This window comes from Streptococcus sp. SCPM-O-B-15304 (M98), assembly GCF_058200215.1.
Genome location: NZ_JBYQGQ010000003.1, coordinates 152831 through 166579, shown reverse-complemented (window position 1 = coordinate 166579; position 13749 = coordinate 152831). Strand labels below are relative to the sequence as shown.

The following is a 13749-nucleotide window of genomic DNA, read 5'->3' as shown; positions in this document are numbered from 1 at the left end:
GGACTCAAGCGAGTCCCTTTTATTTGCGTTTTTTCTTAGCTTTTTTCATTTTATTGGCCATGCGTTTCATGGATTGCTTCATAGCAAATTCACCGATTTTGCCCTTGAGACCTCCACCGAACATCTGGCTCATATCAGGCATTCCTGCTCCTCCAAGAGCTGACAAGTCAGGCATACCACCTTGTCCCATCATACCTTCAAGGGCTGACATATCCATACCTCCAGGCATATTTTTAGGAAGATTGTTAGGGTTGATGCCCATCTGTTTCATCATCTTGTTCATGTCACCAGACATGACACCTTGCATGAGTTGTTTAGCTTGGTTGAAGTCCTTGATGAACTTGTTGACTTCGATAAAGGTATTACCAGAACCAGCAGCGATACGGCGACGGCGACTTGGAGTAAGTAAGTCTGGATTTTCACGTTCTTCTGGAGTCATAGAAGAGACGATGGCACGTTTGCGAGCAATTTGTTTTTCATCCACCTTCATATTTTGAAGGGCAGGATTGTTGGCCATACCTGGAATCATCTTGAGCAAATCTTCCATTGGCCCCATATTTTGTACCTGATCCAACTGATCGATGAAATCGTTGAAATCAAAGGTATTTTCCCGCATCTTTTCAGCCATTTCAAGGGCTTTTTGCTCGTCGTATTCTTGGGAAGCTTTCTCAATCAGAGTCAGCATATCCCCCATACCGAGAATACGGCTAGCCATACGGTCTGGGTGGAAGGTTTCGATGTCTGTAATTTTTTCACCAGTACCAGTGAACTTGATTGGTTTTCCAGTGATGTGACGAACAGAAAGGGCAGCACCACCACGAGTATCCCCATCAATCTTTGTAAGGATAACACCAGTGACTTCTAATTGAGCGTTGAATTCACGCGCAACGTTTGCAGCTTCCTGACCAATCATGGCATCGATGACCAAGAGAATCTCATTTGGTTGAGCAAGTGCTTTAACATCACGGAGCTCATTCATGAGAAGTTCGTCAATTTGCAAACGACCTGCCGTATCGATCAAAACATAGTCGTTATGGTTGGCTTTTGCTTGCTCCAAACCTTGGCGAACAATCTCAACTGCAGGAACTTCAGTACCAAGAGCAAATACGGGAACATCAATTTGTTGTCCCAGTGTTTTCAACTGGTCAATAGCAGCAGGACGATAGATGTCGGCCGCAATCATTAAAGGACGAGCATCCTCTTCCTTTTTAAGTTTGTTAGCAAGTTTACCTGCAAAAGTTGTTTTACCAGCCCCCTGCAAACCGACCATCATGATAATGGTTGGGATTTTTGGTGACTTGACAATCTCAGCTGTGTCTGAACCAAGAATTTCTGTTAATTCTTCATTGACAATCTTAATGATTTGTTGAGCTGGATTGAGGGTATCAATGACTTCATGCCCAATCGCACGTTCGCGAACTTTTTTGATAAAGTCCTTAACAACTGGCAGAGCAACGTCGGCTTCTAAAAGTGCCAGACGAATTTCCTTGGTTGCTTCTTGGATATCACTCTCTGTGATTTTTCCTTTTTTACGTAGGTTTTTAAAGACGTTCTGCAAACGTTCTGTTAAATTTTCAAATGCCATATTTTTCTCCTATTTTTTCAATTCAGTGGAAATCGTCCGAAATGTTGCAAACTCTCTAGTTCTTCGGTTGTGACTTCTTTCATGATTTCATTTGGATATCCCCAACAGCTAAAACCTATTTGCATAGCTTTGGAGATATCATTGGGCGAGATAATCTGTAGTCGACTAGGAAATGGTTCCTCTGCAGTTAATAATTTACAGGGTATTCCTTTATAGACGACAAGATTTTCCATGATTACTCCCTATTATCAATACTGGTCAAAATCTCAATTTGCTCTTGCAGAAAAGTATCCTCTGGATAACGCTCCAAAATCTGATCAAAAATCTGACTGCGAACAATGTAGTCAGAGTACATATGGAGCTTCATTTCATAATCTTCCAGTATCTTTTCTGTACGTTTGATATTGTCATAAACAGCCTGGCGACTAACGCCGAATTCTTCAGCGATTTCAGCTAAACTATAGTCGTCTGCATAGTAGAGTTCGATATAGTTCATCTGCTTATCAGTTAAAAGAGCTGCATAAAATTCAAACAGAGCATTCATTCGATTGGTTTTTTCAATTTCCATAAGATTTATTATACCAAAAAAAAGCCCAATTCGCTAGCTAGGGGCTGATTTTAGCTATAAGTTAGAAAATGAGCTTTTCACTGTTCTTTTCTGACTATGAAGCCTTTTTTTGATATAATGGATAGGATTATAATGATTTAGAGAGAGGTAGTCATGAAAGAATTAGAATCAGTGTTACAAGACCGTTTTGATCTTGTTTTTACAGATAAAAGCTTACTTGAAACAGCTTTTACCCATACCAGTTATGCCAATGAGCACCGCCTCTTAAAAATTTCACACAACGAACGCTTGGAATTTTTAGGAGACGCTGTTCTGCAATTATTAATTTCAGAATATCTGTTTAAAAAATACCCTAAAAAACCAGAAGGGGACTTGTCAAAACTACGAGCTATGATTGTACGTGAGGAGAGTTTGGCTGGTTTTGCCCGTGATTGTCAGTTTGACCAGTTTATCAAGCTTGGTAAGGGTGAGGAAAAATCGGGAGGCCGTAACCGAGATACGATCTTGGGGGATGCCTTCGAAGCCTTTTTGGGTGCCCTGCTTTTAGATAAGGATATAAAAACTGTTAAAACCTTTATCTACCAAGTCATGATTCCAAAGGTTGAAGCTGGCGACTTTGAGATGATCAAGGATTATAAGACTCACCTGCAAGAATTGCTCCAAGTTAATGGAGATGTTGATATTCGTTATCAGGTGATTTCAGAGATTGGGCCAGCCCATGATAAGATGTTTGAGGTTGAAGTCCTTGTTGAGGGGCAAAGTCTAGGTTCAGGTAAAGGACGCTCTAAAAAATTGGCCGAGCAGGAAGCCGCTAAAAATGCAGTTGAGAAAGGGCTGGATTCATGTATTTAAAGGAAATTGAGATCCAAGGGTTTAAGTCCTTTGCTGACAAGACCAAGGTTGTTTTTGACCAAGGGGTGACGGCGATTGTAGGACCAAATGGCTCTGGGAAATCAAATATCACTGAAAGCCTCCGTTGGGCACTTGGTGAATCTAGTGTCAAGAGTCTGCGTGGCGGGAAGATGCCTGATATCATCTTTGCAGGAACAGAAAGTCGGAAACCTCTAAACTACGCTTCTGTTGTTGTTACTTTGGATAACCAAGATGGCTTTATCAAGGATGCAGGCCAGGAAATCAAGGTGGAACGTCATATCTATCGTACTGGAGATAGTGAGTATAAGATTGACGGTAAAAAAGTTCGTCTCCGTGATGTCCATGACCTCTTCTTAGATACTGGACTCGGACGTGATTCTTTCTCCATCATTTCCCAAGGGAAGGTCGAAGAAATCTTTAACTCCAAACCTGAGGAACGTCGCGCTATTTTTGAAGAAGCGGCTGGAGTTTTGAAGTATAAAACTCGTCGTAAAGAGACGGAAAGTAAGCTTCAACAAACTCAAGATAATCTAGATCGTTTGGAAGATATCATCTATGAGCTGGATAATCAAATCAAGCCTTTGGAGAAGCAAGCAGCTACAGCTCGTAAATTTATGGAGTTGGACGGTCAGCGTAAAGCTATCTACTTGGATGTTTTAGTTGCACAAATTCAAGCCAATAAGGCTGAATTGGATGTAACAGAAGAAGAATTAAACCAAGTCCAAGAACTTCTGACCAGTTATTACCAAAAACGTCAAGACTTAGAAGAAGAGAACCAAACTCTCAAAAAGAAACGTCATGATTTGCAGGCTGAGATGGCCAAAGACCAGTCAAGCTTGATGGATTTGACAAGTTTAATCAGTGATTTGGAACGGAAATTGGCCTTGTCTAAACTTGAAACTGAGCAAGTTGCTCTCAATCAACAAGAAGCGCAGACCCGTTTGGCTAGTTTGGACGAAAAGAGAAATGTTCTCATTCAAGAGAAGGAAGAAAAAGAAACAAATCTCAGTCAGTTAGAAGAAAATCTAGCAGTCAATACTAAGGAAGTCAATCGTTTAGAAGCTGAGTTGTTAGCTTTTTCTGATGATCCAGATCAGATGATTGAGCAATTGCGTGAACGTTTCGTTGCCTTTTTACAAGAAGAAGCTGATGTGTCTAACCAATTGACAAGGATTGAAAATGATCTTGAGAATAGTCGCCAACAGACTCAAAAGCAAGAAGAACAATTAGAATCCTTGAAGGAACAATTGGCTTCTGCCAAGTCCAAGGCTAGTGAGCAAGAAGTTGCCCTTAAATCAGCTAAAGAAGAAGTACAGAACTTACTCTCTGACTATCAAACCAGTGCCAAAGAAGAAGAAGCACAAAAGCAGGCTTATCAAAGTCAGCAAAATCAACTCTTCGACCGTTTAGATAGTTTGAAAAACAAGCAGGCCAAGGCACAAAGTTTGGAAAATATTCTTAAAAACCATAGCAATTTTTATGCAGGTGTTAAGAGTGTACTACAAGAAAAAAATCGCTTGGGCGGTATTATTGGAGCAGTCAGTGAACATTTAACCTTTGATGTTCGTTATCAGACAGCACTTGAAATTGCTCTCGGCGCAAGTAGCCAACACATTATCGTTGAAGATGAACAGGCAGCTACTAAGGCCATCGATTTTCTTAAGAGAAATCGAGCGGGTCGCGCTACCTTCCTACCCTTGACAACTATCAAAGCTCGTAGCATTACAGGTCAAAACCAAGATGTGATTGCCTCAAGTTCAGGCTTTCTTGGCATGGCAGATGAACTGGTTACCTTTGATGCTAAGCATGAAGCCATCTTTAAAAACCTGCTAGCTACGACAGCTATCTTTGATACAGTCGAGCATGCGCGTGATGCGGCTCGTAAAGTACGCTATCAAGTTCGCATGGTAACCCTAGATGGTACAGAATTGCGAACAGGTGGGTCTTATGCTGGTGGTGCCAATCGTCAAAATAACAGTATTTTCATCAAGCCTGAATTGGAGCAGTTGCAAAAAGAGATTGCTCAAGAAGAAAAGCTTCTGCATCAAGAGGAAGAAAATCTGAAGTCAGTTCAAGAATCCTTGAACGAACTTAGTCAAACTTTGGAGACCATTAAGTCCCAAGGAGAGCAGGCTCGTATTCAGGAACAAGGCTTGTATCTTGCTTATCAACAAACTTGCCAGCAAGTCGAAGAACTCGAAACACTCTTAAAACTTCAGGAGCAAGAATTAACTAATCTCAGAGGTGGAGATTGGCAAGCTGAAAAAGAAAAATGCCAAGAACGTCTCGCAGTTATTGCAACCGAAAAGCAAAAGCTGGAATCTGAGATTGAAGAAATCAAGTCCAATAAAAATGCTATTCAGGAGCGCTATCAAAACTTACAGGAAAAACTTTCCCAAGAGCGTCTTCGTAAAACAGAAATGTTAGGTCAAAAGCGTTATGAAGTTTCAGATATTGAACGGATCAACAAAGAACTTGAGAACCTCAATATCGAACAAGAAGAGATTGAACGTCTTTTGCAAGAAAAAGTAGACAATCTTGAAAAAGTTGATACAGAACTTTTGGCTAAGCAGGAATCAGAAGCTAAGAGTCAAAAGGAAGAAATTCAACAAGGATTGATTCGTAAGCAGTTTGAACTAGATGATATTGAAGGTCAATTGGATGATATTGCTAGTCATTTAGAACAAGCTCGTCAGCAAAATGAAGAATGGATTCGTAAGCAAACACGTGCAGAAGCGACTAAAGAGAAGATTACAGACCGCCTTCGCTATCTTCAAGGTCAACTGACTGAAGAATACCAGATTAGTTATACTGAAGCATTAGAACAAGCCAACCAATTGGAAGACTTGGCTGTCGCTGAACAAAAGGTTAAGGATTTGGAAAAATCCATTCGTTCACTTGGTCCAGTCAATTTGGATGCCATTGAACAGTTTGACGAAGTACACGAACGCTTGGAGTTCTTGAATAGTCAGCGCGACGATATTCTTTCTGCTAAAAATCTTCTTCTTGAGACCATTACAGAGATGAATGATGAAGTGAAGGAACGATTTAAATCAACCTTTGAAGCTATTCGTGAATCCTTCAAAGTAACCTTCAAGCAGATGTTTGGTGGTGGTCAAGCGGACCTAATCCTGACCGAGGGAGATTTATTGACAGCAGGTGTTGAAATCTCTGTTCAACCGCCAGGAAAGAAAATCCAATCACTCAACCTCATGAGTGGTGGCGAGAAAGCCTTGTCAGCTCTAGCTCTTCTTTTCTCAATCATCCGTGTTAAGACCATTCCATTTGTAATCCTAGATGAGGTAGAAGCTGCACTTGACGAGGCAAACGTTAAACGATTTGGGGATTATCTCAATCGATTTGATAAGGATAGTCAGTTTATCGTTGTTACTCACCGTAAGGGAACTATGGCAGCAGCAGACTCTATCTATGGTGTGACCATGCAAGAATCTGGTGTATCTAAGATTGTTTCGGTTAAACTAAAAGACTTAGAGAATATGGATGCTTAGTTAGTGCTCGTTACAAATTTTTAATCTAAGCATTTAAATGACCTTCAAGAAGTCGGAAGGGTTACAAAATAATTTGAGGAGCTTATATGGATTTTGATCTATTCCTAATGATCTGTAATTATATTGGGACTATAGCCTTTGCTGCTTCAGGAGCCATCAAAGGATTCGGTAAACGTTTAGATATTTTTGGAATCAGTTTATTGGCAATTGTAACTGCAGTAGGCGGAGGAATCCTAAGAGATTCCATTATCAGTCGTTTTCCTGCTTCTCTAGCAGATCCTAGCCCCATTTATGTCTCTATCCTGGTAGCGGTTATCATGTATGTCTTTGTAACTTCAAAACAAGCCAATGCTAGTCATGATAAAAAGTTCTATAAGTGGTTGAGAGAAGCCTATCTCATCTTTGACTCCATTGGGCTGATTATCTTCTCCTTGATTGGAGCGACAGCCTTAGTGGACAGTAAGCTAAATTTGATGTCTGCAGGGATTTTGGCTTGTCTAACAGGAGCCGGTGGAGGTATTATCCGAGACCTCTTAATCAACGAAGTTCCAAGTGTTCTAAAAGAAGACATTTATGCCCTTCTATCTTTCGTAATTGGAGTTATTTATTACTGGCTAGCATTTGTTCTTCATTTTCCTAGAATTACTGCCTTTATCATTCTCTCGATAGTTGGCTTTGTGATTCGACTTTGTATTATTAAGTTCAAGCTCTCTTTGCCAAATATGGATAAGAGAACCTTGAATTGATGAATAAGCGAGAGTTATATTATCAGCGTCTAATCTCATGTGGATTAGGCGTTATTTTTTTGCAAATACGGGAAATGAATGATGTAAAGATTAATTTTTGCTATTATATTTGTAATTTAGAATAAGGTAGGAATAGCAATGAGTAATTTGAAACATTCAGTTGATTTTATTAAAGAAATAGAGAAGTTAAAGTCAGTAAGAAGATTTAATAGAACTCTTGATGGCAGATTTGAAAATAGTGCCGAACATTCTTGGCAGGGTGCCATAGCTGCGATGGTTCTTCAAGATTATTATCCTGAAAAATTGAATATGGAGAAGGTCATTTCTATGTTATTGATTCATGATTTAGGTGAGATTTATGCCGGAGATACTTGGGTGTTTGATGATGAAAAAAAGCTTCATTCTCATGATAGAGAACGAGCATCTATAGAAAAAACAATGAGCCTCCTTCCAGAAGAGAAATATTTGAATATGAAAAATTTGTGGTTGGAATTTGAAAAAGGGCAGAGTTCTGAAGCAAGATATGCAAGAGTTATCGACGCCTTGGTACCGCTGATAAATCACTTGGAAGTGTCAGAATTCAATTATAATCCTGATAATATCAGTGCAGACATGGTATTAGATAAGAAAAAGTTCGTAAAAAGTGAATCAGAAGAATTATGGAAACTGACGGAAGAGTTAATTCAGGAAAGTGTGGAAAAGGGCTTATATTTTTAATAGCAATTGGCCCAATAGAAGATAGATTTTTAACTGGAGAATGGAAATAAACTTGTCACAACTGAAATTGGAATAAGGAAATTGATACAGTAAAATACAAAGAAAGCCTTGGAATAAGCTGTTTCCAAGGCTTTTTATCTATCTATCTATCTATAGATACAAGGAAAAAGTTGTTAGAGTAGATGATTTTTATTAGATACCCTTGTTTTGTATAACATTAAATTATATGTTATTAAAGACAGATTGTGTTGAGTATTGAATTATACAAAAATTACTAATGTACTGAGATTTTTGCATTTGATTATACTGTAGAGAATATTAGTCAAATAAAATTGTTTTGTTTTCACTAATGCATTTCTTATTATCATCCCAATAGTTAATACTTTCAAAGCTTCCTTTTCTTAAATAAAGCGGTAGCCTTTTTCTTATTTCATCTTGCATTGGTATTTTATCAATATCTTTTAGATTCCACCATTTTGGCTCACCTTCAGCAGATGTGCTTAGTTCACCAGTAAACTGAGTACATAAAAAGTCATAGAAGACAAATCTCTCATTACCAATTGAATTAGTAAAACCTGAAATTCCTTTTAATTCAAGATTTAATGCAGTAAGTCCAGTTTCTTCCTTAAGTTCCCGTAATGCAGCTTCAAAAAAACTTTCAGGGAATTCAACTTTTCCGCCCGGTGGAATCCAGCCAGGAAAATTATCGTGCTGTCTATTAAGTAATAAAATTTCTTGATTTTTCAAAACGCAAATATTAACCCAGTTTTTGATTTTTTCAGTCATATGATCAACCTCCAACAATTATTTTTTCATATGCAAGATTATATGTCAAGAACTATATGCTATTTATGATTATGATATCTCAGCCAAAGATTGATAATTTTTACTCAATAGTTGATTAACTCTCAGAAGAGACTTCAATCAAGAACTTTAGAAGAAAAGTGTTGAGAGGTTGGATATAAAAGAAAGTAAGCAAATCAGCCTCGCCTTAAATTAGCCCTACAGGATTATTTATAGAAGGCAAGGACGTGTCAATTCAGCACGTCTTTTTTTACTTTTTCTATGGTATAATAGAAGGTAGATTTATTAATTGGAGTATGAAGAACTTATGATTAAATTAGTAGCAACGGATATGGACGGTACTTTTTTGGATGGTGCCGGTCAATTCGATATGGAGCGTCTGAAAAAGTTGCTCCATTCTTATCAAGAAAAAGGAATCTACTTTGCTGTTGCCTCTGGTCGTGGGCTTTTGTCACTTGAAAAGCATTTTGCGGATGTTAAAGATGAGATTATTTTCATTGCTGAAAATGGGAGTCTCGTTCGTTTCCATGGAGAGGACCTCTATGAAGCAACCATGCCTCGTGATTTTTACCTATCAACATTTGAAAAGCTAAAGACTTCACCATATTTTGATGAGAAAAAGATGCTCTTGACTGGTAAAGAGGCTTGCTATGTCTTAGATACAGTAGATGAAACCTATCTAATGTTTAGTCATCATTACAATGAAAATATCAAAAAAGTAGCCAGTCTTGAAGAGATTACCGATGAGATTTTCAAATTCACAACTAACTTCACTGAAGAAACGGTTGACGCTGGAGAATCTTGGGTCAATGAACATGTTCCTGGGGTCAAGGCTATGACGACAGGCTTTGAATCCATTGATATCGTTTTAGACCATGTTGATAAGGGAGTCGCTATTGTCGAATTGGCTAAGAAATTAAATCTGGATATGGATCAAGTGATGGCCTTTGGTGATAATCTAAATGATCTTCACATGATGCAAGTCGTTGGGCATCCAGTAGCACCTGAAAATGCTCGTCCAGAGATTTTAGAACTTGCTGAAACAATTATTGGACACCACAAGGACCAATCAGTTATTGCTTATATGGAGGAATTGTAATGGCAGATATTAAATTAATTGCTTTGGACTTAGATGGAACCTTGTTGACGACAGACAAGAAATTGACGGATCGTACCAAGGCAACTTTAAAGGCTGCGCGTAATCAGGGAGTCAAAGTGGTATTGACAACTGGACGTCCCCTTAAGGCCATGGATTTCTTCCTCAAAGAGCTTGGAACAGAGGGCCATGATGATGAGTATACTATCACATTTAATGGTGGATTGGTTCAGAAAAATACGGGTGAAATCCTTGACAAGACAGTATTCTCGATTGATGATGTGACACGCATTTATGAGGAAACTGAAAAACTAGGCATTCCTTTAGATGCCATTTCAGAAGGCACCGTTTACCAAATCCAATCAGATCAAGAGAGTCTGTATGCTAAATTTAATCCTGCTCTGACTTTCGTTCCAATTGACTTTGAAGATTTGTCTAGTCAGATGACCTACAACAAATGTGTGACAGCCTTTGCTCAAGAACCGCTGGATGCAGCAATTGCTAACATTTCATCAGACTTGTTTAACAATTATGAAATTTTTAAATCTCGCGACATGCTTTTGGAATGGTCGCCAAAGAACGTTCATAAGGCTACTGGATTAGCTAAATTGATTGACCACCTAGGAATTGACCAAAGTCAGGTGATGGCATGTGGAGATGAGGCCAATGACCTTTCTATGATTGAGTGGGCAGGACTCGGTGTTGCTATGCAAAATGCTGTGCCTGAGGTCAAGGAAGTTGCCAATGTAGTCACCCCTATGACCAATGACGAGGAAGCTGTTGCTTGGGCCATTGAAAAATATGTACTGAAGGAGAACTAAAGCATGGGATTATTTGACCGTTTATTTGGTAGAAAAGAAGAACCAAAAATCGAAGAAGTCGTTAAAGAAGCTTTGGAGAACTTGGATCTGACAGAACCTGGCGAGGAAGTTGAAGCACTTGGAACTGAAGAAGTTGAAGTGGAAAATACTGAGGAAATCGACCAAAGTTCAGAAGTTGAGGAAACTTATTCTAAAGAAGCTAGTGAGTCGGAAGAACCAGTAGCAGAAACTACTACAGAAACAGTTGAACCAATAGCAACCCCTCAGGAAGAAGAGAGTCAGTTTGAAGAGGAAACTGAGTGTCATTGTTGTCAGGAAGAGTCAGAGTCAACAGAAGTTGAAGAAACTAAAGAAAGCGCTCAAGAGGTAGCAGAGTTTGTTGCAGAAGAACCTGAATCACCAGTCGAAGAAGTACCTTCAAGTGATAGTGGCGAGGAAGAATCTGATCAAGTTCAATCAGACGAGACGGAAGCAGACACTTCTGAAGAAGTGGAAGAAGATCTAGTAATCGAAGAAATTCCTCCAGTTCAAGAGACTGTACAGGAAAAATATGACCGTAGTCTCAAGAAAACTCGTACGGGATTTGGTGCTCGTTTGAATGCCTTCTTTGCTAACTTCCGCTCTGTTGATGAAGAATTCTTCGAAGAACTAGAAGAACTCTTAATCATGAGTGACGTTGGTGTACAGGTAGCGTCAAACTTAACAGAAGAGCTACGTTACGAAGCTAAGCTTGAAAACGCCAAGAAACCTGATGCCCTCCGTCGTGTTATCATTGAAAAATTGGTAGAGCTTTACGAAAAAGATGGGCAATACAATGAAAGCATTAACTTCCAAGATGGGTTGACTGTCATGCTCTTTGTAGGTGTGAATGGTGTTGGAAAAACAACATCTATTGGTAAGCTTGCTCACCGTTACAAGCAAGCAGGCAAGAAGGTCATGCTGGTTGCTGCAGATACCTTCCGTGCTGGTGCGGTAGCTCAGTTAGCAGAATGGGGGCGTCGTGTAGATGTTCCTGTGGTTACTGGGCCTGAAAAAGCAGATCCAGCCAGTGTTGTCTTTGATGGGATGGAACGAGCAGTAGCAGAAGGTGTTGATATTTTGATGATTGATACAGCTGGCCGTTTACAAAACAAGGAAAACTTGATGGCAGAGTTGGAAAAAATTGGTCGTATCATTAAACGTGTCGTGCCAGAAGCTCCGCATGAAACCTTCCTAGCTCTGGATGCCTCAACAGGTCAAAATGCTCTTGTACAAGCCAAAGAGTTTTCAAAAATTACGCCTGTTACAGGAATAGTCTTAACCAAGATTGATGGAACTGCCCGAGGTGGTGTTGTTCTGGCTATCCGTGAAGAACTCAATATTCCTGTTAAGTTGATTGGATTTGGTGAAAAAATCGATGATATCGGTGAGTTTAACTCAGAAAACTTTATGAAGGGACTTTTAGAAGGTCTACTATAAAAGAGAAAATCCTGCAAAAATTCTTGCAGGATTGTTTTTGATTATTCTAAACGACCATCTTTACGATAGGCGATATCTGGTTGCCAAGTCCACTCAGCTCCGTATTTTTCAAGGAGTTCAAAGCTAGCTTGAGGTCCCATGCTACCAGCCTTGTAGTCATGGAGTGGAGCACCGTTTTCAGCCCAAAGCTTTTCAATACGGTCAATCAATTTCCATGAGGCACTCACTTCATCCCAATGGCTAAAGTTAGTTGAATTATTGTTCAAAACATCATAGATAAGTTTTTCATAGGGATCTGGCGAAGCACCTGTTGCAGTCGCATCTGTTCGATAGTCAAGAGAATTTGGCGCAAGGCTAAACTCTTCACCCACCTTCTTACCGTTAAGGCTAAGAGAGAATCCTTCAGTTGGTTGGATATAGATAGTAAGAACATTTGGCGCTAGAGGTTCACCAAAAATGGAATCCATCTGTTTGAAGACAATGTTTACGTGTGTTCCTTTTTCAGTTAGGCGTTTACCTGTACGGAAGAAGAAAGGTACACCACGGAAGCGATCAGTATTTACAAAGAAGGCACCTGAAGCAAAGGTTTCTGTCATAGATTCAGGGTTAACATTTGGTTCACTACGGTAAGAGATGTATTTCATGCCATCAACTTTACCAGAACGATATTGACCACGGATGAATTGTTCTTTAAGTTCCTCATCTGTAGGGTGGTAAAGATTTTTAAAGACTTTGATTTTCTCTGCGCGAATGTCATCCTTGGTAAAGCTTGCTGGCTTGTCCATAGCAAGGAGTGACAGAAGTTGGAGGGTATGGTTTTGAACCATGTCTCGAAGGGCACCAGACTCATCATAGTAGCCACCACGTTCTTCAACACCGAGACGCTCTGCAAATGTAATCTGAACATTATCGATGTGCTCACGATTCCAAACATTTTCAAAAATCATATTGGCAAAGCGAATGGCAAAAATACTTTGAATCATTTCTTTACCGAGATAGTGGTCGATACGATAGATTTGCTCTTCGTTAAAAGTAGCTAGGAGTTCTTCATTTAGTTTGCTTGCAGTCTCATAGTCTGTTCCAAAAGGTTTCTCAACGATCAAACGTTCAAAGCCTTTACCATCAACAATTTGCTCTGATTTGAGGTGTTTGGCGATGGTACCAAAGAACTGAGGTGCCATTGAGAGGAAGAAGAGTTTGTTGTGCTCAGTCTGATATTTTTCGTTTAATTCAGCTTGAAGCTTGCGTAATTCGATATAGTGCTCAGTGTCATTAACATCGTGGCTTTGATAGTAAAAATGACTCGCAAATGCTTGAGCTTCTTCCACACTATCTGCCAAGTCTAAAATAGATTCGACAACGACAGATTCGAAATACTCCTTACTCCAAGGTCTACGAGCAGTACCAATAACAGCAAAATGATCAGAAAGATTACCTGATTTATAAAGTCTAAAAAGTGAAGGGTAGAGCTTACGTTTGGCCAAATCCCCACTTGCACCGAAAATTGTAACAATAACTTTTGATGACATCTAGCTACCTAATTTCTATTTTGTTTCCTAGTCAAGCTAGGTA

The 13749-nt window shown here is 39.4% G+C and carries 12 protein-coding genes; 7 read left to right on the top strand and 5 right to left on the bottom strand.

Annotated features, from left to right (window positions below):
• Positions 1 to 19 precede the first annotated feature (19 nt).
• From ffh to AC3E7H_RS03085, 3 genes are read right to left on the bottom strand one after another with little or no spacing between them, the layout of a single operon-like run.
• Positions 20 to 1585, bottom strand: a complete 1566-nt coding sequence (gene ffh / locus AC3E7H_RS03095) for a signal recognition particle protein (RefSeq protein ID WP_490676083.1) — start codon at positions 1583 to 1585, stop codon at positions 20 to 22.
• 17 nt (positions 1586 to 1602) lie between these two features.
• Positions 1603 to 1818, bottom strand: a complete 216-nt coding sequence (locus AC3E7H_RS03090) for a 2-oxoglutarate:acceptor oxidoreductase (RefSeq protein WP_490676082.1) — start codon at positions 1816 to 1818, stop codon at positions 1603 to 1605.
• A 2-nt stretch (positions 1819 to 1820) separates the two neighbouring features.
• Complete coding sequence (locus AC3E7H_RS03085; protein ID WP_000402065.1) at positions 1821 to 2153, bottom strand: putative DNA-binding protein; 333 nt, start codon at positions 2151 to 2153, stop codon at positions 1821 to 1823.
• 153 nt (positions 2154 to 2306) lie between these two features.
• On the opposite strand from AC3E7H_RS03085, the gene rnc reads away from it, so the two are divergent.
• The 4 genes from rnc to AC3E7H_RS03065 all read left to right on the top strand — a co-directional run bounded on the left by rnc (position 2307) and on the right by AC3E7H_RS03065 (position 7998).
• Positions 2307 to 3005, top strand: a complete 699-nt coding sequence (gene rnc / locus AC3E7H_RS03080) for a ribonuclease III (protein ID WP_373094750.1) — start codon at positions 2307 to 2309, stop codon at positions 3003 to 3005.
• Positions 2996 to 6535 carry a chromosome segregation protein SMC gene (gene smc, locus AC3E7H_RS03075; RefSeq protein ID WP_490676081.1) on the top strand — a complete coding sequence of 1180 codons (3540 nt, stop codon included), beginning with the start codon at positions 2996 to 2998 and terminating at the stop codon, positions 6533 to 6535. Before rnc ends, smc begins: the two co-directional genes overlap by 10 nt.
• Positions 6536 to 6621: 86 nt before the next feature.
• Positions 6622 to 7281, top strand: coding sequence for a trimeric intracellular cation channel family protein (locus tag AC3E7H_RS03070; RefSeq protein WP_000344917.1), 660 nt, complete (start codon positions 6622 to 6624; stop codon positions 7279 to 7281).
• Positions 7282 to 7419: 138 nt separating this feature from the next.
• On the top strand, positions 7420 to 7998 hold the full coding sequence (locus AC3E7H_RS03065) for an HD domain-containing protein (protein WP_490676080.1): 579 nt from the start codon (positions 7420 to 7422) through the stop codon (positions 7996 to 7998).
• 318 nt (positions 7999 to 8316) lie between these two features.
• On the opposite strand, the gene AC3E7H_RS03060 is transcribed toward AC3E7H_RS03065, so the two are convergent.
• Positions 8317 to 8784 carry an 8-oxo-dGTP diphosphatase gene (locus AC3E7H_RS03060; RefSeq protein ID WP_000136624.1) on the bottom strand — a complete coding sequence of 156 codons (468 nt, stop codon included), beginning with the start codon at positions 8782 to 8784 and terminating at the stop codon, positions 8317 to 8319.
• 325 nt (positions 8785 to 9109) lie between these two features.
• On the opposite strand from AC3E7H_RS03060, the gene AC3E7H_RS03055 reads away from it, so the two are divergent.
• Genes AC3E7H_RS03055 through ftsY form a run of 3 tightly spaced genes read left to right on the top strand, consistent with a single transcriptional unit; the run spans position 9110 to position 12177 of the window.
• Positions 9110 to 9901, top strand: coding sequence for a Cof-type HAD-IIB family hydrolase (locus tag AC3E7H_RS03055; RefSeq protein WP_000594105.1), 792 nt, complete (start codon positions 9110 to 9112; stop codon positions 9899 to 9901).
• Positions 9901 to 10719, top strand: a complete 819-nt coding sequence (locus tag AC3E7H_RS03050; RefSeq protein WP_490676079.1) for a Cof-type HAD-IIB family hydrolase — start codon at positions 9901 to 9903, stop codon at positions 10717 to 10719. The genes AC3E7H_RS03055 and AC3E7H_RS03050 overlap by 1 nt, the downstream gene beginning before the upstream one ends.
• A 3-nt stretch (positions 10720 to 10722) precedes the next feature.
• Entirely contained in the window at positions 10723 to 12177 is a 1455-nt protein-coding gene (ftsY, locus tag AC3E7H_RS03045) for a signal recognition particle-docking protein FtsY (protein WP_490676078.1), read from the top strand.
• A 41-nt stretch (positions 12178 to 12218) separates the two neighbouring features.
• Here the strand turns inward: ftsY and zwf are convergent, their stop codons facing one another.
• A complete protein-coding gene (gene zwf / locus AC3E7H_RS03040; protein WP_490676077.1) occupies positions 12219 to 13706 on the bottom strand; it encodes a glucose-6-phosphate dehydrogenase in 1488 nt (495 codons plus the stop codon).
• Positions 13707 to 13749: the final 43 nt, after the last annotated feature.

Bases quoted from the DNA above. Each gene is read 5' to 3' on its own strand.
- ffh (WP_490676083.1), bottom strand. From the start codon at position 1,585: ATGGCATTTGAAAATTTAACAGAACGTTTGCAGAACGTCTTTAAAAAC.
- AC3E7H_RS03090 (WP_490676082.1), bottom strand. From the start codon at position 1,818: ATGGAAAATCTTGTCGTCTATAAAGGAATACCCTGTAAATTATTAACT.
- AC3E7H_RS03085 (WP_000402065.1), bottom strand. From the start codon at position 2,153: ATGGAAATTGAAAAAACCAATCGAATGAATGCTCTGTTTGAATTTTAT.
- rnc (WP_373094750.1), top strand. From the start codon at position 2,307: ATGAAAGAATTAGAATCAGTGTTACAAGACCGTTTTGATCTTGTTTTT.
- smc (WP_490676081.1), top strand. From the start codon at position 2,996: ATGTATTTAAAGGAAATTGAGATCCAAGGGTTTAAGTCCTTTGCTGAC.
- AC3E7H_RS03070 (WP_000344917.1), top strand. From the start codon at position 6,622: ATGGATTTTGATCTATTCCTAATGATCTGTAATTATATTGGGACTATA.
- AC3E7H_RS03065 (WP_490676080.1), top strand. From the start codon at position 7,420: ATGAGTAATTTGAAACATTCAGTTGATTTTATTAAAGAAATAGAGAAG.
- AC3E7H_RS03060 (WP_000136624.1), bottom strand. From the start codon at position 8,784: ATGACTGAAAAAATCAAAAACTGGGTTAATATTTGCGTTTTGAAAAAT.
- AC3E7H_RS03055 (WP_000594105.1), top strand. From the start codon at position 9,110: ATGATTAAATTAGTAGCAACGGATATGGACGGTACTTTTTTGGATGGT.
- AC3E7H_RS03050 (WP_490676079.1), top strand. From the start codon at position 9,901: ATGGCAGATATTAAATTAATTGCTTTGGACTTAGATGGAACCTTGTTG.
- ftsY (WP_490676078.1), top strand. From the start codon at position 10,723: ATGGGATTATTTGACCGTTTATTTGGTAGAAAAGAAGAACCAAAAATC.
- zwf (WP_490676077.1), bottom strand. From the start codon at position 13,706: ATGTCATCAAAAGTTATTGTTACAATTTTCGGTGCAAGTGGGGATTTG.